The sequence below is a fragment of the Rufibacter ruber genome, assembly GCF_001647275.1.
In the GTDB taxonomy this organism is placed as follows: domain Bacteria; phylum Bacteroidota; class Bacteroidia; order Cytophagales; family Hymenobacteraceae; genus Nibribacter; species Nibribacter ruber_C.
In genome coordinates this window covers 1-23,622 of sequence record NZ_LRMM01000037.1, presented here as the reverse complement: position 1 = coordinate 23,622, position 23,622 = coordinate 1, and the positions used below count along the sequence as shown (strand labels likewise).

The window sequence follows — 23,622 nt, the reverse complement described above, 5'->3', positions numbered from 1 at the left end:
CCGAAAACGCATTTATTTCCGCCAGTACGCCAGGAGCAGGTAAATGCCGTAGATCCAGCTGTTGTAGAGCAGGGTGTACACCAGCCCGTAGCCCAAGCTGGCCCACCCGCGGCCCCTGGTCTGGTGGCTGTGCCGAAACACCAGCCGCAGCGCCCGGTAGAAAATCCAGTACAGCATAGCCATAAACGCGAACAGCGCCACCAGCAACACTTCGCCGAAGAGCCACAGCACTACGCTTAGTACAACGGCAGCCGCCACCCAGGCCAAGACCGCCAGAATTCCGGCCAGGCAGCCTTCATCCCCGCCCAAGTCGCCCACGTCAAAGCTGCTGTCAGTAGAGCCCGAAGAACTTTTGTTTGAAAAACCGGAGAAGAAATCGCCCAGGTTAAGCAGGCTGCTTCGGTCACCGTTCTGTTTCTTGCGCCTGAACGGGATTCTGTCGGTGACCTTGCCCAAGGTGTCTCTGAGCTTGATGCCGCGGTACAGCCCCACGCTCACAAACCCGAAGAACACCACACTCAGCAGGGTAGTAGAGAGCAGCGAGTTCTGGAAAAACGTGTGGTGGCGCCCAAGCCCGAAAAGGTACACGCCCAGCACCGTGAGCCCCAGCACCAGCAGGGTGAGGGAGAAGACGGTGGAGGAGTTGAGGAGGGGGCGAGAGGGGTTTCTATCTAACATTCCTACTGTTAAGATTCAGCATTTATACTGATTTATGAGTTAAGGTCTAAATATTGATAATCAAGTAGTTGATATTTAAATAAAAATATTTACCTTTTCTAATATACATAATATACACTAATCTTAACAATACAATCATGGATTTTCAAGATGTAATCAAAGCGCTGGGGGAGAAGGTGTCCCGCCTGCAGGAATCAATTCAAACAGAAGAAGCTACCAAAATGGCCTTTGTGATGCCGTTTATCTCAGCATTAGGCTATGATGTGTTCAATCCCATGGAAGTGGTGCCTGAATATATTGCTGACATTGGAATCAAGAAAGGCGAAAAGGTTGATTACTGTATTTTCAAAGACGGTGCTCCAACCATTATTATGGAGTGTAAGCACTGGAAGGAGAAACTTGATGTCCACAACTCCCAGTTGCACCGCTATTTCCATGTGACTTCGGCCCGCTTTGGCATACTCACCAACGGGATTGTCTATCGGTTTTACACAGATTTGGTAGAGCCCAACAAGATGGACGATAAACCTTTCTGGGAATTCAACATCACAGAGGTAAGTGAACAGGCCATCTTTGAATTAAAGAAATACCACAAATCTCAATTCAGCGTGGAGAACATTTTAAGTTCAGCCACAGAATTGAAATACGCTAAAGAAATCAAGCGCATCATGCTGGAGGAAATGGCTAATCCCACTGATGTTTTTGTAAAGCATTTCGCCCGGCAGATTGTCTCTGGTGCCATGACCGCTATAGTGCTGGAACAGTTTACGGGACTGGTGAAAAAGTCTATCCACGGCCTTATAAGCGAGATGATAAGCGACCGGTTGAAATCTGCCCTTGCCTCAGAGGAAGATAGAAACTTTGTTCAGTCGCGGGTTGAAGAAGAGACCACTGTGCAGCCGGTGAATGCAGAAGCAGCCAGTAAAGTAACCACCACTGAGATGGAGAAAGAGGCCTTTTATATAATCCGTTCTATTCTCAGAGGTAAGGTTGATGCGAATAGGATACACCACCGTGATACGCAGAGTTATTTCGGTATTCTACTGGACGATAATAACCGGAAACCCATTTGCCGTTTGAACCTGGAAGGCGCAAAGAAAACCATTACCTTGTTTGATGAAGCCAAGAAGGAGTCTAAACATGAGTTGCAGAGTCTAGATGATATTTTTACTCACGCAGAGCAGCTTTTAAATACCGCTTTGAGTTATGACTTGAAAACTGTTTCCTTGAATTGAGTTTTATAAAGCATAACAGCAGAATTTAGAAAAGGTCAGGCTAAGGATGGTTTTCTTCTAGTCTGACCTTTTCCCCTTACTAACACTTCTTTTCTATGGCGCGGAAGTTACTTCCGTGCCTTCTTTTATTCCATAAAGGTTATTTCTATTAACCCTTTCCCGCCTGCGTAGTCAGTGGCACTACTGTATAGAAAAGCTTCGGCCGTGTTTACAATACCTGCCACTACGGGATTCTGATGTATATACTCAAGGCACCGTTGCTGCTGGCCATTGCTGGTTAACTCTACCGGGTGGTATTGACTCTGCCAGAATTGGTACTTTTGATGCTTGGTGCTTCCTGCTGCGGCAGTTTGAAAGAGCGACAATAGCCATTCTTTTCTACTCTCCTGACTATTTTCTTGAATAGCCCGCACCAGAGACACGGAGGTGAATTTTTTGAAATCGCGCATGATGTCTGCCAGTGGCAACTTACCATCTGTGCCTAGAGCAAGGTGCAGGTGATTAGTCATGATACACCACGCATAAATGATTAATCCTTTTTCTTTTTGGCAGTACTGCAGGCTGTCTACAAGTATATCTTTGTACTCCCGCCGCGTAAAAGCATCCACCCATTGAACCACCGCGAAGGTGACAAAATATATCTTGTCTGGATTGTTGGCTTTGTACTTCTCACTCATACTCTAGAACTACCTGCTACGGGGAGAAAGGCACGGAAGTAACTTCCGCGCCATAGAATTAATTACTTTTTTTATTCTCTAACTTTTTTAACCTACTTCCTTCCCTTCACCGCATCCAAGGCATACGCCAGCCGCATATAATGCAGCACTTCCTCATTCAAATCTTCTTTGTCATAGAAGCGCACGAAGTGGTTGATGAGCCGGTCACCCAGGTGGCCAATTTTGTGGAAGCAGAGCGTTTGGTCATACACCCGGTCCAGCGGGAGGCACACGTCCAGAAAGTTTCGCCCGAACTGGTGCACTGAGCAGAAGCGCGTGTTCTTGGCCAGGGAGATCATGGTTTTGGCCGGGTGAATCTTGAAATCGCCTATGGTGCGGTACTGCGCCAGGAAATGGTGGTACAGCCCCACGGTTACGTCAGATTTGCCGCGCAGGAAATCGGCCTCGGTTTTGTCCAGGCAAGAGTGGGACTGGTGCGTACGCAGGAAAGATTGGGTGCAGGTGGGGCAGGTCCACATGGGCGGCGGGCGTTTTCGGCTTGTTTTCAGGAAAATAGGCGAAAAACAGAAAATGCACAAATGCGGCGGTTGGTTTTTGTAGAGACCAGGCACCGCCTCGTCTCTTTGGGGCAGTCTACGCGTAAGCGGAAGCAAAATATCAGCTATGTGTAGAACCCACCCCAACCCCTCAGAGGGAGGGGAGTATCTGCACGAGTAGGAAGAGTTAGCAATGGCTACAGCGTTTCCGGGCTATTTTCCTGAAAACAAGCCAAAAACGCACACCTCCTTTTCATTTCCTGCGGGAGCGGGCAACGCAGAAGCCGTAGGCGCCGAGGTGCTTAGCGGGAGCACAGACAGGCGGTGCAAATCAGCAATGGCCGCGTTGGCGACGAAACAGATAGCGGTTGCCAGGTACGAAATTAATGAAGGGAAGCCTGTTTGAGCGGCAGCGAGTTTGAGGCTTCTTGATTCTTTTGGTTAGGTTGAGCATCAAGGATCAACGTGACAAACAGGGGCAGAAAGCAGTTCAGATGGAGGTTGGGCAAGAACAGCGGTGGGTGCAAAAGCAATTCGCTGATGGTCGGGAAACGTTCAGCAATGCGTAAGAGACAAGGCGGTGCCTGGTCTCTACAGATATAGGAATGTTCAGCAAACAGAATCTCAGCAATGCGTGCCCTCCTGAGTAAACATCCCCTTCGCCCCCTTCAAAGGGGGGATCAACTAAAGTAAGCATGCTTTCAATGTGAAGGGAGAAGGAATCAACGCTTAGAGTACATAAAAACGTGTTATACAGCCTTTAAACCGCCTTCTCTGACATCAATCACTGGCTAAACTGACGCACGTCATCTTTTTCCCTCCCGTATCTCCTGACCTTTGTATCAACTGAAAGGGCAAGGTAAGCGCGTAAGGGGTTGAGTTCACTTCTTTTTCCGCCGCCGCCTGTTTCAGGAGAGAAAAAATCGGCGCAGCCATGAACATTATCTTTTTACTCATCTGCATCAGTCTGCTGGTGGCCATCCTGTTTCTGGGGGCATTCCTGTGGGCGGTGCGCTCCGGCCAGTACGAGGACGATTACACCCCCTCGGTGCGCATTCTCTTTGACAACGAATTAACCAAAAAACAACCCATTACTTCAATATCTACTAAACCAATGGAGGACACCGCACATGCTAGCTGAGGTTCTAAAAGCTCCGGGCGAAGCGCTAAAATCCAGCGTCCGCACCGTAGAAACATTCTACTATGACAACAAGATTGTCAGGGATTTCGCCTATGCCACCCTGTTCTGGGGCGTGGCGGGCATGCTCATAGGAGTGATCATTGCGTTCCAGCTGGCACGCCCTGAGCTTAACATGGGCACTGAGTACACCACCTTCGGGCGGGTCCGTCCGCTGCACACCAATGCCGTGATCTTCGCGTTTGTGGGCAACGGTATCTTCATGGGCGTGTACTACTCACTGCAGCGCCTCTGCAAGACCAGAATGTACTCAGACACACTGAGTAAGATTCACTTCTGGGCCTGGCAGCTGATTATTGTCTCTGCGGTGATTACCCTTCCGTTGGGGATTACTACCTCAAAAGAGTACGCTGAGCTGGAATGGCCCATTGACATTGCCATTACGCTGGTATGGGTGGTGTTTGGCTGGAACATGTTCGGGACCATTATCAAACGCCGCGAGCGCACATGTACGTGGGGATCTGGTTCTACATTGCCACGTTCCTGACCGTTGCGGTACTGCACATTGTAAACTCATACGAGATTCCGGTAACGTTCATGAAAAGCTACTCTGGCTACGCCGGGGTGCAGGATGCGCTGGTGCAGTGGTGGTATGGCCACAACGCGGTTGCGTTCTTCCTGACCACGCCGTACCTGGGTATGATGTACTACTTCCTGCCTAAAGCGGCTGGCCGTCCGGTATACTCGTACCGTCTGTCAATTATCCACTTCTGGTCTTTGATCTTCATCTACATCTGGGCCGGTCCGCACCACTTGCTGTACACCGCCCTGCCAGACTGGGCGCAGTCACTGGGGGTAGTATTCTCTGTGATGCTGATTGCCCCTAGCTGGGGTGGTATGATCAACGGTCTGTTGACCCTGCGCGGTGCCTGGGACAAAGTACGCACTGAGCCAGTGTTGAAGTTTATGGTGGTAGCCATCACCGCCTACGGTATGGCAACGTTTGAAGGCCCTATGCTTTCTTTGAAGAACGTAAACGCCATTGCCCACTACACTGACTGGATAGTAGCCCACGTACACGTAGGCGCCCTGGGCTGGAACGGCTTCCTGACCTTTGGTATCCTGTACTGGCTGTTGCCCCGCATCTTCAGAACCGAGCTGTACTCTAAAAAACTGGCCAACTGGCACTTCTGGTTAGGCACGCTGGGTATCCTGTTCTACGCCGTGCCTATGTACTGGGCGGGTTTCACCCAAGGTTTGATGTGGAAACAGTTCAACAATGAAGGTCTGCTCCAGTATTCTAACTTCCTGGAGACCGTGCTGCAGATTGTGCCTATGTACTACCTGCGCGGTATTGGCGGGGTACTCTACTTAGGTGGCGTGTTCCTGATGATCTACAACATTGTGAAAACCGTGAAAAGCGGTTCTCTCTTAGCCAATGAAGAAGCCCAGGCTGCCCCGTTAATGCCAGCCGCCGTGATCAAAAACACGGGTGAGCACACCGGAGGCCACTGGCACCGCATGATTGAGCGCAGACCGGTACAAATGGCCGTATTCGCCACGGTTGCCATCTTGATTGGTGGTCTGGTAGAGATGATCCCAACGTTCCTGGTAGAGTCTAACGTGCCTACTATTGCCAGCGTGAAACCTTACACCGCCCTTGAGCTGCAGGGCCGCGATGTCTACATCAAAGAAGGCTGCGTGAACTGTCACTCTCAGATGGTGCGGCCGTTCCGCTCTGAAACTGAGCGCTACGGTGAGTACTCTAAAGCCGGCGAGTTTGTGTATGACCGTCCGTTCCTGTGGGGCTCTAAGCGTACCGGGCCAGACTTGCACCGGGTAGGAGGGAAGTACCCGCACAGCTGGCACTACCACCACATGTTGGACCCAACCTCTATGTCTCCGGGTTCTATCATGCCCGCCTACCCATGGTTGCTGGAGAAAGACCTGGACGTGAGCGACACCCAGGCCAAGATTGAAACCCTGACCAGCTTAGGTACTCCATACGCTCCCGGCTACGCCCAAAAAGCGAACGAAGACTTAGCCCGTCAGGCCAAAGAAATCGCCGCTGAGCTTAAAAAGGAGAACATTGAGGTGAAGCCTGAGAAAGAGATTGTGGCCCTCATTGCCTATCTGCAACGCCTGGGTACAGACATTAAAGTGAAAGAAGAAAAGTAGTTAATAGTTGTTGGTTGTTAGTTTTTGGACAACATAGTTTACAGGAAGGTGCTCCTTACAAGCAATAAAGCAGGAGAGGAGTAGTCTGAAAATCTAACAACCAACAACCAATAACTGACAACTAATAAGAGCCATGTATAAAGAAATATTACAGTCCATAGACGGAATTGAGATTTACCCAATCATCTCGTTCCTTATCTTCTTCTTCTTCTTCCTTGGGTTGATTGCCTACGTGGTGGTAGAAAAGAAAGAGCATATCCAGAGCATGAAAGCCATGCCCCTGCAGAATGATAATGGATTTGACCACCCTTTAAACCCACGGTCATGAAACGATTGATACTTTCCCTGGCCGCCGCGGCATTGGTAGCGGGAACAGGGCTACAACCCGCCGCCGCCCAGGATGCCGTAAAAGGCAAGTCTATCTTTGACGCCAACTGCGCCGCCTGCCACAGTGTGCAGGAGCAGGTGGTGGGCCCTGCCCTCAAAGACGTGCACAAACGCCGCGATGAGAAATGGATCACCAGCTTTGTGAAGAACTCCACCAAAATGATTGCCTCTGGTGACAAACAGGCGGTAGAGATCTTTGAGAAATTTGGGAAAACCCAGATGACTAGCTTTGAAGGTGCGCTCTCAGACGGTGACATCAAAGACGTGATCGCCTATGTCAAAGAAGAAAGCGACAAGCCCGCAGAAGCCAAGGTAGAGGTTGCACCTACTGACCCTACTAAGACAGACGGGGCAACTCCGGCCGCGGCCAGTTTTAACTGGAAAGCCATTCCGCCCGCTACCCAGCTGCTGGTGGTGCTGATCGGGTTCCTGTTGGTGATGGTGCTGGTGTTCCTGGTAATGACCTTTGTGCAGGCGCTTCCGTTGCTGTCTCACATGTATGACAAGCCCGCCCTGCGCAATACCGCCATGGCCCGTTTCATTGCCTTGCTGCGCGGTGACACGTCTACCATTACCGGCAAGCACAAAGACATCCTCATGGAAGACCACAGCTATGACGGTATACATGAGTTTGACAACGACCTGCCACCTTGGTGGAAATACACCTTCTATGTGACCATTGTGTTTGGGGTAGCGTACTTGCTGCATTACCACGTGTTTAGCAGCGGTAACCTGCAGCTCGCCGAGTACGAGGCCGAGGTACAGCAAGCCGCCCTGTTGAACCCATCTGGTGGCGAAGAGGGGAACGTGAACGAGGTAACCAACTTCACCGCTCTCACAGAGTCTGCGAAACTGGAAGCCGGAAAAGCCGCCTTCATCCAGAACTGCGCCGCCTGCCACGGTCAGGAGGGCCAAGGGGTAGTTGGTCCTAACCTGACAGACGAATTCTGGCTGCACGGCGGCGATGTGAACGATGTCTTCAAGGTAGTGAAGTACGGCGTGACCAGCAAAGGCATGGTAGCCTGGCAGAAAAAGCTGAGCGATGACCAGATCCTGGAAGTTTCCAGCTACATTCTGAGTTTGAAAGGCAGCAACCCGGCCAACGCAAAAGCCCCGCAAGGCGAGAAATACGTGCCTAAGAAATAGAGAACCTCTAAAGTACATTACAACCCTTTATTACGTCTCTTTTATAGAAGCCCCTGTCTGTAAGGCAGGGGCTTTTAGTTGTTTGTCTGGGAGAATGGTGGGAGGGTATTTCTGTTTCTGGCCTGTTTTAGGGAAAACAGCTCCAAAACGCAAAAGCGGTGTTCCTGATCCCCCAGGGAGAAGGGTAGGAAGAGGGGCTGCGGTTCTAATAGTAAAGGTAATTGGCGCTGACACCCGCAGGTCTGGAAGACAGGGTGAGGTCATATGAGTAGACGGTAAAGTGGTGGCAAAAGTACTACCCCCCCAACCCCTCCGAGGAGGTTGGGGGGGGTAAGCGTGGATCTGCTTGTGTAAACATCCCCCTTCACCCCCTTCAAAGGGGGAGTATTGAAGTGAGTCCTGAGTCTTGAGTCTTGAGTCCTTTCTTTTCGCCCTAGGCACTTTAGTACTAATGAAAAAGCTATGCCTGGTCTCGCTGCCGCGCCGCGAGGGCAGCCAGAGACGCCCGTCAGCTGTAGGCACGAGTCTGGATACTCACGCCAGCGCGGGAGTATCAGGTAGCGTTAGAAGGCACGGAAGTAACTTCCGCGCCATAGAGGGCAGAGGTAATGTGAGGCTGCCGCCTCATGGAAGCTGAAAGCTTCCGCCATTATAGGTCCAAGTTGGAAACCTGAACCAGAGAAAGCGGCAAATAAGCAGCAAAAAGTAAACAAACAACAATGAACAATCAACACTTCTGCTGGTGCCACCTCTGTTAATTAGCACTTCTGCCCCTGGCTGATGTGCGCAGCACGGGCTCGCCATAGGCTAGCGGAACAGCAACGGTTACCTGCAGAGGCAGACAGAGTAAGTAAGGCAGTAATAGCAAAGGAACCGAAACCAGTTGTGGCGGTGAGCGCCTCTGTTAATACGGTGCCGCTCCGGCGGCAAGGCCGGAGGGCCTAGTTTTAACAGCAGTGCTCACCGCCAGGACGGGGCCCCGCGGCCGTGAGCGCTTACCGGAAAAGATGAAACAGTACAGTGAGTGAGGCACCGCAGCAAACGGGAGACCCAAGGGAGCAGCGGACTACGCACTGTCACTGCAGTAGAAACAAGCAAGCGAACAACAGCCCACTTTCTAATCAGCAGGAAGTCAAAAAGAACAGCTAACTGCTTGCTGTTCCAAATCAGAAGACCTCAAAGCCAGACTCCCCCTGTTGGGCTGGGCAAATAGATATGAGAAGGAAAAACTGACGAAGATCATTTTCGCCAATGACCCATGAACTCGTGAACCGCAGAGGAGACCGGTAATTTTACATCGTAATTCGGAGCAAAGGAGACACCTTCCGCCAAATTACGAGAACCCCCTCTCGCTGCCGGGCGCACAACCGGTATGAGACCATGAGTACATTATTAACAGATCCAGAAACCTTTAGAGACACGCTCTCTACCGTTGACAAAGACGGAAAACGGGTTTGGCTTTACCCTAAGAAGCCCAGCGGGAAATTGTACCAGTACCGCAAGTATGTGAGCTACGCGCTCCTGACCCTGCTCTTCACGGGACCTTTCATGAAAGTGAACGGGCTGCCGTTGTTGCTCTTCAATATTCCGGCCCGTAAGTTTGTCCTGTTCGGCATGATCTTCTGGCCGCAGGATTTCTTTATCCTGCTCATCGGGTTCATGGCCTTTATCATGTTCATCATCCTGTTCACCGTGGTGTACGGGCGGGTGTTCTGCGGTTGGGTGTGCCCCCAGACCATTTTCATGGAAATGGTGTTCCGGCGCATAGAATACTGGATTGAAGGAGATGCCCCCCAGCAGAAAGCCTTAGACAAATCGCCCCTGAACTGGAACAAACTCTGGAAAAAGACCGCCAAACACACCCTGTTCGTGCTGGTATCTTTTGTGATTGCCCATACCTTTCTGGCCTACATCATTGGGGTAGAGGAACTCTGGAAAATAGTCACAGATTCCCCGGCCAACCATTTAGGCGGACTTTTCTCTTTGATTCTGTTCACCGGCGTGTTCTACGGGGTATTTGCCCGCTTTAGAGAGCAGGTGTGTACCATTGTCTGCCCCTACGGAAGGCTGCAAGGCGTCATGCTGGACAAGCAGAGTTTAACCGTAGCCTATGACTACGAGCGCGGTGAACCCAGAGGCAAGCTCCGCAAGAACCAGGTCCGGACTGAGGGTGACTGTATTGACTGCCATCAGTGCGTGCAGGTATGCCCCACCGGCATTGATATCAGAAACGGTGCCCAGCAGATGGAGTGTATTAACTGCACCGCCTGTATAGACATCTGTAACTCCATCATGGACCTGGTGAACAAGCCGCACGGCCTTATCAAAGTGGCTACAGAGGAAAGTATAGCGGAGAAGAAAGCCTGGAAATTCACTACCCGTATGAAGTCTTACACAGCCGTGCTGGTGGTGCTGGTGGGCGCGTTCACCACGTTGCTGATTACCCGCAGCAACATTGACGCCACCATTCTGCGCACGCCGGGCATGCTCTACCAGGAGACGGACAAAGGCACCGTGACCAACCTCTACCACATTACGCTCATCAACAAAACCGATGAAGAGCTGCCGGTAAGCCTCAAACTCCTTTCTTCTGAAGGTTCTATCAAAGTGGTGCGCAATGAGCTGGTGCTTCCTAAGCAAGGCTTGACAGAAGGTGTCTTCTTTGTAGAAATTCCTAAGAAAGAACTAGCCTCAGCCTCCTCTAAAGTAGAAATTGGTGTCTACAGCGGTGACAAACTCATTGCCACTGAGAAAACCAAGTTCCTGGGGCCCGGCCACTAAATATATTTTGAGAAAGAGTGACGGGGAGAATGACTGGCAACCGGCGTCTCACCCTCACTCACCAAAAACCATCAACCCAAAATAAGAAACTACCATGTCTATCCATACTACCACCACCCCTGTTAAGCAATTCTCCCTGCTGCCCTACATCATCATCACCGCCTTCATACTGTTTGGCTCTTACATTGGCTTTATGGTCTACGGGGCCATGCAGAGTGAGGTGAACCTGGTGAGCAAAGACTACTATGCAGAAGAGCTGGCCTATAGCCAACGCATGAAGCAGCTGCAGGAAACCCAGCAACTGGAGCAGCCCATCCATATAGTGTCTGCCGAAATGGCAGAACAACTGGTAATCCAGTTCCCCAAAGAGTTGGCTAAAGCCGAAGGCATAGTGCACCTCTTCAGACCCTCTGATGAGAAACTGGATGTGGTCCTGAAACTGGAGTTGACGCCAGAAGGCCTGCAGAACATCAATACCGCCAGCCTGGCCAAAGGCCATTGGCGGGTGCAGGTGACCGGCAAGCTGAACGGGAAGGAATATTACCAGGCACAGGACGTAACACTCTAATACCATGTGGTGGGCGGGTGCAATCATAGGTTTTATCAGTAGTTTCCATTGCGTGGGGATGTGCGGCCCCATAGCCATGGCGCTGCCTGTTGGCAGGGGTACCGGCGCTTCTTTTGTGGGAGGCCGGCTCCTGTACAACCTGGGCCGTGTAACTACTTACACCAGCCTGGGCCTGGTAGCGGGGCTGCTGGGCCGCACGCTGCAGCTGGCGGGCTGGCAACAAACCATCTCTATTGTGTCTGGGGTCCTGATGTTGGCCCTGGTGCTGTTACCAAGATTGAATACCGGTACCCTGGGCCAGAAACTGGGTACTGACCGCTGGTGGAACGCCCTCCGGAAAGCCATTGGCAAACAGTTTCAAAACCCTTCGCCAAAGGCGCTGTTCACGGTGGGCTTGCTCAACGGTCTGCTGCCCTGCGGCATGGTGTATTTTGCGTTGGCGGGGGCGGTAAGTGCGCAAAACGTAGGCGGGGCTGTGCTGTACATGGCCATGTTTGGGCTGGGAACGCTGCCGCTAATGTGGCTGGTGTCCCTTTCCGGTAAAATTATTCAGCCCAGGTGGCGGGCGCTCATGCGCAATGCCGTGCCCTACGTGGCGGGGTGCCTGGCCGTGCTGTTCATTTTGAGAGGCCTCAATTTAGGGGTGCCGTATCTGAGTCCTAAGCTAGTAACTACGGAGCAAGAGGCGCCTGTGTGCCATGTTCCTTCATAAGATACCCAAACGTTAACCAACAAGCACATGAAAACCTCACCAAGAATCCTGCTTCCGTTTAATTTTACAGACGGCTGCGTGACCGCTCTACGGTATGCCTATCAGTTTGCCGGCAAGGTAGGTGCTGATATCACCTTGTTGCACTGCAGCGGCTCCCTCAAGCTTACCCCAACCTTTAAAAGCCACCTGCTTCTGAGGCTAAGGTCGTTTGCTGAACGCTACGCCTCTAGTTATGTTACCGGTACCGGCGTAGACCCTGTTATTGAATGTGTGCTGAAGGAAGGCAACCTTAGGGAAAACCTGCGTTCAGCCGCAGAAGAAGTAGGGACCAGCTTAGTCCTGTCTCCCGCCGATTATTTATTGCAGACCCTGACCGAAGGGGAGGTGGTGGCCCTGCCGGAACTGGTTGCCTGCCCTGTGCTGCTGGTGCCAGAGAAAGCAACATTTACCCCCCTCAAAGAAATTGTCTTCACCCTGGATGTCACTGACACAGACGCCAGCGTGATGCAAACGGTGCAGCGGTTGGCCCAGCGCTTTCAGGCGCACCTGTCATTGCTGCACCTGCACAGCAAATTAGACGGTGTGAGTTTCTGCCAGGTGCAGAAAGCCAGCGAAAAAGTGAAGCAGGAGCTGGAGTACGCCCACTGCTCTATCACCTGTCTGGAAGAAGAGGACCTGCTGGAAGGCCTGAACGACTTTGCGGCCCCGCGTATCCCGGACCTGTTTGTAATGGCCACCCGTGACACGCACCTGCTGCACCAGTATTTCTCCGGCCGCTACCGCAAAACCAGCGCCTACCATTTGCACACGCCGCTGCTAAACCTGTACCAGGCCCGCAGAACCGCCTGTTCAGGAGGCTGTACCCACTGCAACACCTCCAGCCATTCCCATGCCTCTGAGGCAGCTGAAGCAACCGTGGGGTAAGGCGTAATCCTGCTTTTGGGCTGTTTTATGAAAAACAGGCCGAAAACAGGATTTGTGCGCACCACTAGTTGACACAGCTTTTGTGCTTCAGAAGTCCTATACAGACAGCTGCTTTAGAGATAAAGCAGGGCTGTTCCTGTATAGGACCTTCTGAAAGCAGTTAATGCATAGGGCCGTAACCCACCACTACCACAGACTCCATCAGATGCACTGGTTTCCCTTTTAGTTGAGATGAGACCTTGGCAAGAGATTGCTGATGATCCTGCGTCATTTTGGTCTTGTCATTCTTGAACCCGTCAATCAGGATAGAGAAGGGGAATACAAAGGTAGTGGGGGAGGTGGTGCCATTGGTTTCCCACGCGGGCATTTTATTGACTACCCTTACAATCTCTTTTTCTAAGGAAGGGTGGCTGGCCTGCAATACCTTCATGTTGCCGGGGTTGCCATTCTTGTCAATGGTTAACTGAATGAACACGCTGCCATACTCATTGTTCTTCTGTGCAACCGAAGGAATTCTGATGTTATTGGCTAAAAACTTGTACAGCTCGTTCTTTCCACCCGGGAACTGGGGCTCCCTGGAGTTCTGGTCTTTGGGAGTGTGCTCCCTGGTGGCGGCTTGTGGTTCAGCAGAGGCTTGCAGATGCAATTGGTAGGACGAGAGCGAGAGCACCAGCAGGGCCACCAGCGGAAGGGCCAGAAGCTGTTTCATTTTGGGGGTGCGGCGGTTGGTTTGGTGAATCATGTGAATACGTTTTAGAGTGAGTGATTTATTAAAGAAATGACCTATGGTGATAGAAGAGGCTTGCAAGACTTGATTGGCGAGCAGGAGCCCATAGGTTTTCCGGTCACCGGTGGTAACTACCTGGGCATCTGCCATAAATTCATGCACGGCAACCAGGGCTTTTCTGTATACCGGGAGAAGGGGGTTGAACCAGAATAAAATGCACAGGACCTCCATAAAAAGCAGATCATAGCTGTGCCCCTGCCTCACGTGAACCCGCTCATGCTGCAAAATGCGCTCCTGGTCTGCTGCACTCAGGGAGAGGGTGTTGTCCCAGAAAATGCAGCGGAAGAAAGAGAACGTAGGCCAAGCCCCCTGCGTGGGAATATAGGTGATGCCATCACGGGTTTCGGCAGTAGCCTGGTGTTGCACCTTGAGGGCCCTGAAGAGCAGTAACTGACGTAGAAACCTATAGGCTGTATAGCTGAAGCCGCCAACATACAAAAGCCCTAGTAGACCGGACCAGTGGAACCACTCATGTTGAGAGGCCGCGGCATCTGCAACAGGTACCTTGATGAGAACGGCCGTAGGTGCCGCCACCAGTGCTGATAATGGGGCTATGGCAGCTACTTGTACCGGAATCTGTAAAAGGGGCAGGAACAGGGAGAGGACCGTGGCGGCTAATAAATACGCACGATTAAACCCAAAACACGTCTCCTGCCTCAGAACCAGGTGAAAGAAGAGAAAGAAGGCGAGTAGGCAGGCGCCAGATTCCAGAGAATAGGCAAGCAGGCTATTGGTCATGATCTTCTGGGGTAGAATTCTTTTTTACATAGTTCACCAGTTCCTCCAGTTCCTTTACATCTAACTCCTCTTCCTGAGCGAAAAAAGAGACCATGCGTTTAAAGGACCCGCCAAAGTAGCCGCTTACAAAGTTTTTGAGAAAGAACTTCTGGTAGTCGCTTTTCTTGATGAGGGGGTAGTACTCATGGGTTTTTCCGTAAGCGGTGTAGCCTACAAACCCCTTCTTCTCCAGAATTCGCACAATAGTGGAGACCGAATTATATATAGGCTTTGGCTCTGGGAACTGCTCTATCACATCTTTCACAAAGCCTTTTCCAATCTTCCAGAAGATGTGCATGACCTGTTCCTCTGCTTTGGTTAACTCTTTCATTTCTAAATGGCTGGTGGTTGTATAAACGTATAACTTAATTTTAAGTTATGCAACTTATTTTTAAGTTATTTTCAGTGTGAAAGAAATTCCTCAGGTGGGGAGCGTTTTAGAAGGACGGGGATGTTAAGGGCTAACTTTCTGTTTTTGGGCTGTTTTATGAAAAACAGGCCGAAAACAGAAATCCCGCAGCTAATGTAGGTGCGGGATTTCTATAATCTGTCAGGATGAGCTAAGCGATAGGTCAGGTATTCTGCCCTGGCATCGCGTTGGGGGCTTGGCTGGCGTCCCGTTCATCTACCAGCCGCATGTACCTTGGCAACTCTTTAGAGATGTCTTCTTTTTGGTAGAGGCGGCAGTGGTGGTGGAAGGTGCGCGCTCCAGAAAGGGGCCCATCTTATGGAAGCAGAGGTTATCCTGAGGGAGCAGGCGGTCAAACGGCAGCACCACGTCAACAAAGTTTTTCCCTGACCTGATGAGGGAGCAGAACCTGTGTTCCCGGCCAGGGAAATCATAGACTTGGTGGGGTGCAGCGTAAAATCGCCAATGGTGCGGTACTACCCCAGAAAAAGCTGGAACAACCCTACCGTATGCGCAGACTTGGCCCGCAGAAATTCTTCTACCGTTTTGTCCAGGCTGGAGTGGGATGGTGCGCAAGCATTGCTGTGGGCAGGCAGGGAAGGTCTACATGTGCGTTTTTGGCTTGTTTTTAGAAAAGTAGGCCAAAAACAGCGAATCAGCCCGCGGCACCCAACGCATTTGGCTGCCGCGGGCTGTAGCAGCAGAGAAGCTATTTGATGGCAGAGAACAACCGGCTCCACCTGACTTTGTCTGTGAAGGAGGAGGCCAGGGAGTCTGTAGACAGCCACACCATGACCGCTTTGCCTACCACGTATTCTTCGGGCACATAGCCCCAGAAACGCGAGTCATTGGAATTGTGGCGGTTGTCTCCCATCATGAAATAGTAGTTCTGCTTGAAGGTGTAGTGGGTAAGGGCTTTGCCCTTCTGAAACAGTCGGCCATTTTTGACCTCCAGATGCTCATTGTGCTCGTACCTGCGAATGATCTTCTCATAAAGCGGCAGTGTCTCTGGGGTAAGGGCCACCGTTGCGCCTGCCTTAGGGATGTACAGTGGCCCAAAATTGTCCTGGTTCCAGGCGTAATGTTCTGGCGCCTGCGGAAACACGCGCGGGTCAGCCTCACCGGCGGCGGCTGTGAGCGGGGTAACTGCCTGAATGAAATCAAACGTTTTGAGCAGGGCAGCCGTCTTTGGGAGGGTGTGCAGGATATAACCGCCCTGCACCGGTACCACATCGGTAATGTTGTGCTTCCGGAAGAACGCCTCCTGCACGTATTCCTTTGTTTGTACAAAATAGCTGAACTGGAGCTTTTCCGGAGCCGGAGACAGTTTTCCGTTGAGGTACACCTGTCCGTGTTTGATTTCCAGGGTGTCACCGGCTACGGCAATGCAACGCTTGATCAGGTAGGTTTTCAGGTCAACGGGCCGCTCCACTTCCTCTGGGTGGTTGAACACCACCGGGTCATGGTGCTGCACCTCAGAAAACCCGGGAAAGCGGTAAGCCGGAAGTTGCACCAGGTCTGAGAACGACGCCAGGTTGGTTCCCCAAAGGGTTTGGTGCGTGAGCGGTACCTGCAGCGGGGTAATGGGCGTGCGGGGACCGTAGTGCAATTTGCTTACAAAGAGATAGTCGCCGGTGAGCAGTGACTTCTCCATAGAAGAACTGGGAATGGCAAAAGCCTCAAACGTGAGCCACCTGATGAGCGTGGCGCATACCACGGCAAACATCACGGCATCTGCCCATTCACGGGCCGCGCTTTTCTTTGTGGCCGGGCCGGCCGATGGCTTTTTGCCTTTCCAGAATCTGAGTTTCATAGTTGGTGGCGAACAGGTTGTAAAGCAGCAGAAATATAGAATAAAACTATATTTCTGCTGCTTTATTGCCCGTGCCTATGCCAGCGGAGAAACCACCCACCACGTGTTGCCGTGCGGGTCTTTTACTCCGCCGCTCCGGCCGTAGCTCTGGTCACTCACTTCCATAACTGACGTGGCTCCTGCAGCCAAGGCTTTCTGATATGATTCATCTGCGTTTGCCACGTGAAGGTAAAGCCCGGCGGGTTGGGCAGACCATTGGTCAGAGGCTTCTGCTAACATGAGGGTACTGCCGCCTAGGGTCACTTCGGCATGCATGATCTGGCCGTCTTCCCGCAGATGCTTCAACTTTTCTTCGGCCTGAAAGACATTCTTCAGGAATTCCAAGAATTGGGCGGCGTTGGGAACAATTAAATAAGGCATTACCGTTTGATAGCCTTCTGGAACGGGTACATGAGGCATAGCTTTCTCTTTTAGGTTTTCAAAGGCAGGAAGTAAAGTGGTATAAAAATGCGAAAAATTAATAGATCTGGTGTCTTGATTTGCCGCCTTCTGGTCTGTTTTTAAAGATATCACCCCGTCGCTTCTTCAGGGGCATTATTCAAAAGCCACGGAAGTAACTTCCGCGCCATAGGGGGCGAAGAAGTGTGAGGCAGGCCCAGATCGCAGACCTGAACCAGGTCACCAGCAACTCCCAAACAGTTATCTACTAATATAAGACCAGCAAAAGAAAATAAGAGCTGCAAGCCTGCGCCAGCGGGAGTTCAAGAATTTCAGCACGGGTAAACCAACACTGCGCATTGTCGCTGCCCGGCAGCGAGGGCAGTCAGAGACTACCCATCATCACCAGGCACGAGTCTGGAGACTCGCGCCAGCAGCTACAGCAGCCCCTATCAATTTGCCACTAACAGTCTGCCACAGACATTCCACCACCCATGCCCCTGGCTGATGTGCGCAGCACGGGCTCGCCACAGGCTAGCGGATCAGCAACGGTTACCTGCAGAGGCAGACATAACCAGACAAGCTGATCAGTGAAGGAACCGAAACCAGTCCTGGGGGTGAGCGCCTCTGTTAATACGGTGCCGCTTCAGCGGCAACGCCAAAGGCGTAGTTTTAACAGCAGTGCTCACCGCCAGGACGGGGCCCCGCGGCCGTGAGCGCTTACCGGAAAAGATGAAACAACGCAGTGGGTGAGGCACCGGAGCAAGCGCCAAAGCCAGGGGAACAGCAAACCACACATTCCAAAAGATGAAACAGTAAAGTGATTTCGCACTGGGGCAAACGGCAAAGCCAAGGGAACAGCAAACCAGGCATTTCAACAGAAACGGCAGCCACTTCCATATATTTTTAACGGTAAACAGAACCACACCGCCACAAGCGGTACCCATTCCTGTAGGCACAAAGCGTTCTGCTCAAAGAAAAAAGAAAGACTTTAATTGGGATCCACATCTACCACAACCCGCAACTGCTTAAAATCTTTGTTCTGCAGCAGGTGAAACACCGCTTCCTGAATCTGCGATTTAGAGTACTTGAGATTACCGCTCTCGCGGTCCAGTTTCACATGGATTTCTTGCAGAAACTGGTTCCTGATCTTGAAGATATGCGGCGCCTCTGGGCCTAAAACCCCGGTTCTGCCTAAGCGGTCTACCAGGTCCTTGGCCAGGAGAATGGCGGCGTTTTCACAGGGACGGGCTTCAGGGTGTTTCACGGTAAGCCTAATCATGCGCACAAACGGCGGGTACCTGAACTTTTGCCGCTCGGCAATCTCCTGCTCGTACAGCCCCTGATAGTCATTCTCAATCACCCGCTGGAAAATGGGCTGGTTGGGGTTGGCCGTCTGAATAAGCACTTTGCCTTTGTTGCCCTTTCGGCCGGCGCGGCCGCTCACCTGCACAAACAGCTGATACGCCCGCTCATGCGCCCTAAAGTCTGGGTAGTGAATGATGCTGTCGGCGCTCAAGATGCCTACCAGGCTCACGTGCTCAAAGTCCAGGCCTTTGGTCACCATTTGGGTGCCCACCAGAATGTCAGTGCGCTGCAGCTCAAAGTCTTCAATGATCTGCTGGTGGCTGTTCTTGCGTTTGGTGGTGTCCAGGTCCATGCGCTGGATTCTTGCCTCAGGCAGCAGCAGCTTCAGCTCATCTTCAATCTTCTCAGTCCCGAAGCCCACCGTTTTGAGCATGGTAGAGCCGCAGGCGGGGCAGTCATTGGGTTTGCGTTCAGTATAGCCGCAGTAATGGCAGCGCAGCTCATTGGAGAACTTGTGGTAGGAGAGGCTCACCGCGCAGTTACGGCACTTGGGAATCCAGGCACAGTCATTGCAGTCAATGAACGGGGCGTAGCCACGGCGGTTCTGAAACAGAATGACCTGCTCTTTGCGGTGCAGCGTGTCTTCAATGTCATGCACCAGCCGCTGCGAAAAGTGACTGAGCATATTCTTGCGCAGGCTCTCCTGCCGGGTGTCTACCAGTTCTACGGTGGGCAAGGTGGCTTCCCCATACCGCACCAGCAGGTTCACCAGACCCCAGCGGCCGCTCAGGCAATGGTAATAGCTTTCTATAGACGGCGTGGCCGAACCCAGCAACACCTTGGCACTGTGGAACTGCGCCATCATCAAGGCTACCTCGCGGGCGTTGTAGCGGGGGGCGGGATCATGCTGCTTGTAAGAGGGCTCATGCTCCTCGTCCACTATCAGGAGGGAGAGTGAATGGAACGGCAGGAATACACTGGAGCGCACGCCCACCACCACCTGAAACCGGCCTGACAAGATGCCGTTCCAGACTTCTACCCGCTCATTGTCTGAAAACTTGGAGTGGTACACGCCCAACCTGTCACCAAACACGCGTTTGAGGCGGGTCACAATCTGGGCGGTGAGGGCAATCTCCGGGAGCAGGTACAGCACCTGGCCCCCGGCGTCTACCGCTTTTTGAATGAGGTCAATGTAGACTTCGGTTTTGCCGCTCCCCGTAATGCCGTGCAGCAGTACGGTGTCTTTCTCCCCAAAGAAATCCAGCACCTGGTCCCGGGCCGCCGCCTGGTCTGCAGAGAGTTCAGTGGCCAGATAAGGGCCCCGGCCTTCTGCGAGGGGGAAACGGCTTACCACCCGGTCAAACTGCTCCAGCACGCCGTTCTTCAGCAGCGTGTTGATTGCAGAAAGCGAGAGGTGCGGGTTGGAGGTGAGCAGGTTTTTCTCTATCCCTTCTTCATTGGCGGCCAGTTCTTGCAGAAGCGGAACGAGCTGTACGTACTTGAGCAGCACATCCAGCTGCTTGGGTTTGGCCGCCAGTTGGTTAAAGAGTTCTTCCAGGGTGGCTTCATCTGTGGTGAACATGGGCGCCAGCCGGACTTTCTTCACTACTTTGGGCGCGTACTTCTCCGCAATCTCCTCATAGATAATGATGATGTCTTTGAGAAGCAGCGACTTGATGATTTTATGGAAACTGGTGAGTTGCAGCAGCTGGCCCACCTCAGTAAAGGTGAGGTGCGGTTTCTGCCGGAGGGCGAAAATGATTTTCTCCTCGTGGGCGGTTAACGGCCACTCATTGGTTTCCTGATGAAACTGCGGGTGCAGCTGAATTTTAGATTCGCTGCTGAGCTTTAAGGCCGAGGGGAGGGCGGCGTTGATGACTTCACCCAGGGTGCAGAGGTAGTACTCAGCCATCCAGTTGAAGAGACGCAGCTGCGGGGCGGTCACCACCGGTTTTTCGTCAATGACCTCCAGCAGGTATTTGGCCTGGTATTCTTTAGGCGGGTTCTCATGCACCCGCGCCACCACACAACTCAGCACCTTCTTGGCCCCGAACTGCACCAGTACCCGCGCGCCCACCAGCACCTCATCGCCCATTTCATGCGGAATGCGGTAAGTGAAGAGTTTGGGCAGGGGTAACGGCAAAATGACGTCCGCGAACAGAGTAACCCGTTCAGGGACGTCATCAGCAGGTATATTGAATTCTAGTTCAGGAGTCAAAGCGGGCAGTTTAGGCCAAATTTCGGAAAAACAGGCCGGAAACGGAAACTTTGACTTGCGCAGGTTTAAAAATAGTCTTTCGGGCTGGTGGCAGGTACCGTCAGAATCTGCTTGGGTAGGGGTAGGCCATAAAACCCAGCGCTTAGCCTGTCTTAGTTGTTCACTCTAAAGTCTTCCACCAGCAGCGCTTTGTGGGCAGCTCCAGCGTTTTGGGCCTGTAACACGGTGGTATACAGCAGAACAGGCTCATCTTTTCTCAGTTCAAGCTGAAGTTGCTCCACCAGGTCAGTTTGCACGGGCAACCAGAACTCCTGCCCGTTGTATTTAAACAGCAGCTCATACCGGTAACCTTTGATCTCGCGGTGCTTCATGCCCAGCGCCTCCATGAGCTTCACGTTAGGGGCAGACACTGCTCTAAACTGACCGTCATAGATCATGTTCAGGCGATAGCCAGCGGTAGCTTCCACCTCGGCTCCCACGGCGGCAGTAGCCGGCTTGGAGTTCAAAATTGTCTCAATGGTAGCCTCTGGGTGGTTCTTGTTCAAACGGGCCCAGTAGTTACTTCCATCTTGCGCAAAGGTGGTTGCGGCGCAAGCCAACCAAAACCCACCAACTAATAATAACTTCTTCACTTCTAAAGGGTTTAATAGATGTTGAACTCTTCAACAGGAAATTCAACGTGTCATTCCTATTGTTTATCGAAGTTCGGGAGTTTATTTTAAAAGTGCAAGTGCAGGGCAAGTGGCGATGGTGGTAAAAGCTGGTTTTTTGCCTGTTTTGGCTTATTTTGTTATTATCTTTATACTAAGTTCTTTTTAAAGTTCTAAACTTATTTTTGCGATTTGAGTTGGTCCAGCGCTTCAGCCACTGAGTGCACCGGCAGCTGGCAGGCGTGGTTGTAGCAGACATAGAAGGTGGTTTGGCCGTTGAGCGCGGTTCTGCCTTCTAGCAGGGGAAGCACAGAGTCCTGCGGTTCTGCTGTCCCTGCCAGCAGGGCGTTGGGCAGAAAGTGTTGCTGGAGAAGGCGCCGTTCCTGGTGGGCGTCTGGCCCTATGACAGCAACCTCTGCACTTGGTTTAAGCTTGAGGAAGTAAAGTGAAGCCCAATTGGCCAAATGGGCAGGCTCCTGCACCACCAGATCCCGCACCTTTGCCAGCATCTTCTCTGAGAGCGAGGTGTATTGGTCATTGCCAAAATACAGCCCCAGCCAGTGCAGATTGGTCGCCATCACAGAGTTAGAGGCCGGTATGACATTGTCCATGATTTCTTTCTTGCGGGCAATGAGGGCTTCGCTCTCAGCGCTGGTGAAGAAGAAAAGATCTTCTGCCGGGCCATAAAAGTTTTGCAGTGTGTGCTGGGTGAGCTTTTTGGCCTCCCTGAGCCAGTTTTCATCAAAGGTGCACTGGTAGAGGCCAATCAGCGCCTGAATGAGCAGGGCGTAGTCTTCCAGGAACCCGTCAACAGTGGCTTTCCCTTCTTTGTAGGTGTGGTACAGCTTGTTCCCGGTTTTGAGGTTCTGGAGCAGGAAACGGGCGTTGGTACAGGCCAGTTCGAGTATGGTAGGCTCATTCAATGCCTTGTAGGCATCTGTAAGCCCCTTTAAGAGAAGCGCGTTCCAGGACGTGAGAATTTTATCATCCAGGCCCGGGTGCACGCGTTGGCTGCGGGCCTGCAGGAGCCGGTCTTTCCAGTTCTGCACATGTTCCTTCAGCTCCTGGGGTGTTAACCCCTGATCTGCGGCAAAGGCGTCATCTGTTTGTCTGCGGTGCAGGATATTGACGCCGTGCTCCCAGTTGCCCTGGGCGGTGGCATTGTAGTACCTGCTGGCCAAGGCGGCCTCTTCGCCCAGAACCTCCTCCAGCTCGGTTTGGGTGAAGACATAGAATTTCCCTTCCTCGCCTTCACTGTCAGCGTCTAAAGACGAATAAAAGCCACCGTCTGGGCGGGTGAGGTCACGTTCAACAAAGGCAATGGTTTCCAGCACCACCTCTTTGTACAGGTCATTGCGCGTTGCCTGATACGCCTCTGCATAGAGACTGATGAGCTGGCCGTTGTCATACAGCATTTTCTCAAAATGCGGCACCAGCCACTCCTCATCAGTTGAATACCGGGCGAAGCCGCCGCCAATCTGGTCATATATTCCGCCGAAGGCCATTTCTTCCAGCGTGAGGTTCAACTGTTCCAGGGCGGCGGTGTCTTGGGTGTGGTAGTAGTAGCGCAGCAGGAACATCCAGATGCTGGGCATGGGAAACTTGGGCGCCTGCATGGTACCGCCCCGTTTAATGTCAAACCTGGCTTTCAGGCGCTGGTACAGCTGCCCAAAGTCATCTGGGTTGAAGTCTGGGTTGCTTTGCTGCAGCCCAAATTGGGAGAGTGTACTGCGGTTCAGGTGCTGGGCAAACTGATCAGCCGACTGGTCCAGCTCTGTACGGTTCTGGCGGTAGGCCTCTGCAATGTTCTGGAGCAGCTGTACCCAGTTCTGGGGCGGGAAATACGTGCCGCCGTAAAAAGGCTTGGCCTCTGGGTTCAGGAATACGTTGAGGGGCCACCCCCCCTGCAGGCCCATGGCGTGCAGGGCGTCCATGTACACCTGGTCCACGTCTGGGCGTTCTTCGCGGTCTACTTTGATGCAGACAAAGTGCTGGTTCATGACCTGGGCAATCTGTTCGTTCTCAAAGCTCTGGTGCTCCATCACATGGCACCAGTGGCAGGCGGCATAGCCAATGCTCACCAGGATAGGTTTCTGCTCTTCCTGGGCTTTCTGCAGCGCCTCTGGGCCCCAGGGGTACCAATCTACAGGATTGTAGGCGTGCTGCAGCAGGTAAGGGCTGGATTCACGGGCGAGGCGGTTGGGCTTTTTTTCCATAGTGGTGGGTGGTGGGGTTTTCTGTTTTTGCTGTTGCAAGTTGGCC

General features: G+C 52.2%; 19 protein-coding genes and 1 pseudogene. 10 read left to right on the top strand and 10 right to left on the bottom strand.

Annotation, left to right across the window (positions count from 1 at the left end):
* Positions 1-12: 12 nt before the first annotated feature.
* Entirely contained in the window at positions 13-678 is a 666-nt protein-coding gene (locus A8O25_RS14140) for a hypothetical protein (RefSeq protein ID WP_066835981.1), read from the bottom strand.
* A 137-nt stretch (positions 679-815) separates the two neighbouring features.
* On the opposite strand from A8O25_RS14140, the gene A8O25_RS14135 reads away from it, so the two are divergent.
* A complete protein-coding gene (locus A8O25_RS14135; RefSeq protein ID WP_066835979.1) occupies positions 816-1,913 on the top strand; it encodes a type I restriction endonuclease in 1,098 nt (365 codons plus the stop codon).
* 125 nt (positions 1,914-2,038) lie between these two features.
* On the opposite strand, the gene A8O25_RS14130 is transcribed toward A8O25_RS14135, so the two are convergent.
* Together A8O25_RS14130 and A8O25_RS14125 are read right to left on the bottom strand one after the other, a co-directional pair.
* Positions 2,039-2,590: an REP-associated tyrosine transposase gene (locus A8O25_RS14130; protein WP_066835977.1), complete on the bottom strand. Its 552-nt coding sequence runs from the start codon at positions 2,588-2,590 to the stop codon at positions 2,039-2,041.
* A gap of 92 nt (positions 2,591-2,682) precedes the next feature.
* Positions 2,683-3,108: a DUF5655 domain-containing protein gene (locus tag A8O25_RS14125; RefSeq protein WP_082893649.1), complete on the bottom strand. Its 426-nt coding sequence runs from the start codon at positions 3,106-3,108 to the stop codon at positions 2,683-2,685.
* Between the two features lie 952 nt (positions 3,109-4,060).
* On the opposite strand from A8O25_RS14125, the gene ccoS reads away from it, so the two are divergent.
* The 9 genes and pseudogenes from ccoS (at position 4,061) to A8O25_RS14080 (ending at position 12,960) form a co-directional block, all read left to right on the top strand.
* The gene (ccoS, locus tag A8O25_RS14115; RefSeq protein ID WP_066835974.1) at positions 4,061-4,267 is read left to right on the top strand and encodes a cbb3-type cytochrome oxidase assembly protein CcoS; all 207 of its coding nucleotides are present in this window, start codon (positions 4,061-4,063) and stop codon (positions 4,265-4,267) included.
* A pseudogene (ccoN, locus tag A8O25_RS24375) lies at positions 4,257-5,572 on the top strand (cytochrome-c oxidase, cbb3-type subunit I); the annotation flags it as partial. The gene ccoS and the pseudogene ccoN, both read left to right, overlap by 11 nt.
* Before the next feature lie 27 nt (positions 5,573-5,599).
* A complete protein-coding gene (gene ccoO, locus A8O25_RS24370) occupies positions 5,600-6,442 on the top strand; it encodes a cytochrome-c oxidase, cbb3-type subunit II (RefSeq protein WP_420911791.1) in 843 nt (280 codons plus the stop codon).
* 133 nt (positions 6,443-6,575) lie between these two features.
* Positions 6,576-6,770 (top strand): hypothetical protein, encoded by a 195-nt coding sequence (locus tag A8O25_RS14105; RefSeq protein ID WP_066835972.1) that lies wholly within the window; start codon positions 6,576-6,578, stop codon positions 6,768-6,770.
* Positions 6,767-7,975 carry a c-type cytochrome gene (locus tag A8O25_RS14100; protein WP_066835970.1) on the top strand — a complete coding sequence of 403 codons (1,209 nt, stop codon included), beginning with the start codon at positions 6,767-6,769 and terminating at the stop codon, positions 7,973-7,975. The genes A8O25_RS14105 and A8O25_RS14100 overlap by 4 nt, the downstream gene beginning before the upstream one ends.
* Positions 7,976-9,355: 1,380 nt before the next feature.
* Entirely contained in the window at positions 9,356-10,756 is a 1,401-nt protein-coding gene (gene ccoG / locus A8O25_RS14095; RefSeq protein WP_066835968.1) for a cytochrome c oxidase accessory protein CcoG, read from the top strand.
* A 94-nt stretch (positions 10,757-10,850) separates the two neighbouring features.
* The gene (locus A8O25_RS14090) at positions 10,851-11,324 is read left to right on the top strand and encodes a FixH family protein (protein WP_066835966.1); all 474 of its coding nucleotides are present in this window, start codon (positions 10,851-10,853) and stop codon (positions 11,322-11,324) included.
* A 4-nt stretch (positions 11,325-11,328) separates the two neighbouring features.
* Complete coding sequence (locus tag A8O25_RS14085; RefSeq protein WP_066835964.1) at positions 11,329-12,036, top strand: sulfite exporter TauE/SafE family protein; 708 nt, start codon at positions 11,329-11,331, stop codon at positions 12,034-12,036.
* A gap of 27 nt (positions 12,037-12,063) precedes the next feature.
* Positions 12,064-12,960, top strand: coding sequence for a universal stress protein (locus A8O25_RS14080; RefSeq protein ID WP_066835962.1), 897 nt, complete (start codon positions 12,064-12,066; stop codon positions 12,958-12,960).
* Between the two features lie 160 nt (positions 12,961-13,120).
* Here the strand turns inward: A8O25_RS14080 and A8O25_RS14075 are convergent, their stop codons facing one another.
* The 7 genes from A8O25_RS14075 to A8O25_RS14045 all read right to left on the bottom strand — a co-directional run bounded on the left by A8O25_RS14075 (position 13,121) and on the right by A8O25_RS14045 (position 23,576).
* Positions 13,121-14,485: a M56 family metallopeptidase gene (locus tag A8O25_RS14075; protein WP_066835961.1), complete on the bottom strand. Its 1,365-nt coding sequence runs from the start codon at positions 14,483-14,485 to the stop codon at positions 13,121-13,123.
* Positions 14,475-14,855, bottom strand: a complete 381-nt coding sequence (locus A8O25_RS14070; RefSeq protein WP_066835958.1) for a BlaI/MecI/CopY family transcriptional regulator — start codon at positions 14,853-14,855, stop codon at positions 14,475-14,477. Before A8O25_RS14070 ends, A8O25_RS14075 begins: the two co-directional genes overlap by 11 nt.
* 787 nt (positions 14,856-15,642) lie before the next feature.
* Positions 15,643-16,746, bottom strand: coding sequence for a signal peptidase I (lepB, locus tag A8O25_RS14065; protein WP_066835956.1), 1,104 nt, complete (start codon positions 16,744-16,746; stop codon positions 15,643-15,645).
* Between the two features lie 75 nt (positions 16,747-16,821).
* On the bottom strand, positions 16,822-17,205 hold the full coding sequence (locus A8O25_RS14060; RefSeq protein WP_066836018.1) for a VOC family protein: 384 nt from the start codon (positions 17,203-17,205) through the stop codon (positions 16,822-16,824).
* 970 nt (positions 17,206-18,175) lie between these two features.
* Entirely contained in the window at positions 18,176-20,710 is a 2,535-nt protein-coding gene (gene priA / locus A8O25_RS14055) for a replication restart helicase PriA (RefSeq protein WP_066835954.1), read from the bottom strand.
* Positions 20,711-20,862: 152 nt separating this feature from the next.
* On the bottom strand, positions 20,863-21,342 hold the full coding sequence (locus tag A8O25_RS14050; protein WP_153042755.1) for a hypothetical protein: 480 nt from the start codon (positions 21,340-21,342) through the stop codon (positions 20,863-20,865).
* A gap of 197 nt (positions 21,343-21,539) precedes the next feature.
* A complete protein-coding gene (locus A8O25_RS14045; protein ID WP_066836016.1) occupies positions 21,540-23,576 on the bottom strand; it encodes a thioredoxin domain-containing protein in 2,037 nt (678 codons plus the stop codon).
* Positions 23,577-23,622: the final 46 nt, after the last annotated feature.

Coding starts and splice junctions, on each gene's coding strand:
- A8O25_RS14140 (WP_066835981.1), bottom strand. CDS start 678: ATGTTAGATAGAAACCCCTCTCGCCCCCTCCTCAACTCCTCCACCGTC.
- A8O25_RS14135 (WP_066835979.1), top strand. CDS start 816: ATGGATTTTCAAGATGTAATCAAAGCGCTGGGGGAGAAGGTGTCCCGC.
- A8O25_RS14130 (WP_066835977.1), bottom strand. CDS start 2,590: ATGAGTGAGAAGTACAAAGCCAACAATCCAGACAAGATATATTTTGTC.
- A8O25_RS14125 (WP_082893649.1), bottom strand. CDS start 3,108: ATGTGGACCTGCCCCACCTGCACCCAATCTTTCCTGCGTACGCACCAG.
- ccoS (WP_066835974.1), top strand. CDS start 4,061: ATGAACATTATCTTTTTACTCATCTGCATCAGTCTGCTGGTGGCCATC.
- ccoO (WP_420911791.1), top strand. CDS start 5,600: ATGTACTACCTGCGCGGTATTGGCGGGGTACTCTACTTAGGTGGCGTG.
- A8O25_RS14105 (WP_066835972.1), top strand. CDS start 6,576: ATGTATAAAGAAATATTACAGTCCATAGACGGAATTGAGATTTACCCA.
- A8O25_RS14100 (WP_066835970.1), top strand. CDS start 6,767: ATGAAACGATTGATACTTTCCCTGGCCGCCGCGGCATTGGTAGCGGGA.
- ccoG (WP_066835968.1), top strand. CDS start 9,356: ATGAGTACATTATTAACAGATCCAGAAACCTTTAGAGACACGCTCTCT.
- A8O25_RS14090 (WP_066835966.1), top strand. CDS start 10,851: ATGTCTATCCATACTACCACCACCCCTGTTAAGCAATTCTCCCTGCTG.
- A8O25_RS14085 (WP_066835964.1), top strand. CDS start 11,329: ATGTGGTGGGCGGGTGCAATCATAGGTTTTATCAGTAGTTTCCATTGC.
- A8O25_RS14080 (WP_066835962.1), top strand. CDS start 12,064: ATGAAAACCTCACCAAGAATCCTGCTTCCGTTTAATTTTACAGACGGC.
- A8O25_RS14075 (WP_066835961.1), bottom strand. CDS start 14,485: ATGACCAATAGCCTGCTTGCCTATTCTCTGGAATCTGGCGCCTGCCTA.
- A8O25_RS14070 (WP_066835958.1), bottom strand. CDS start 14,855: ATGAAAGAGTTAACCAAAGCAGAGGAACAGGTCATGCACATCTTCTGG.
- lepB (WP_066835956.1), bottom strand. CDS start 16,746: ATGAAACTCAGATTCTGGAAAGGCAAAAAGCCATCGGCCGGCCCGGCC.
- A8O25_RS14060 (WP_066836018.1), bottom strand. CDS start 17,205: ATGCCTCATGTACCCGTTCCAGAAGGCTATCAAACGGTAATGCCTTAT.
- A8O25_RS14045 (WP_066836016.1), bottom strand. CDS start 23,576: ATGGAAAAAAAGCCCAACCGCCTCGCCCGTGAATCCAGCCCTTACCTG.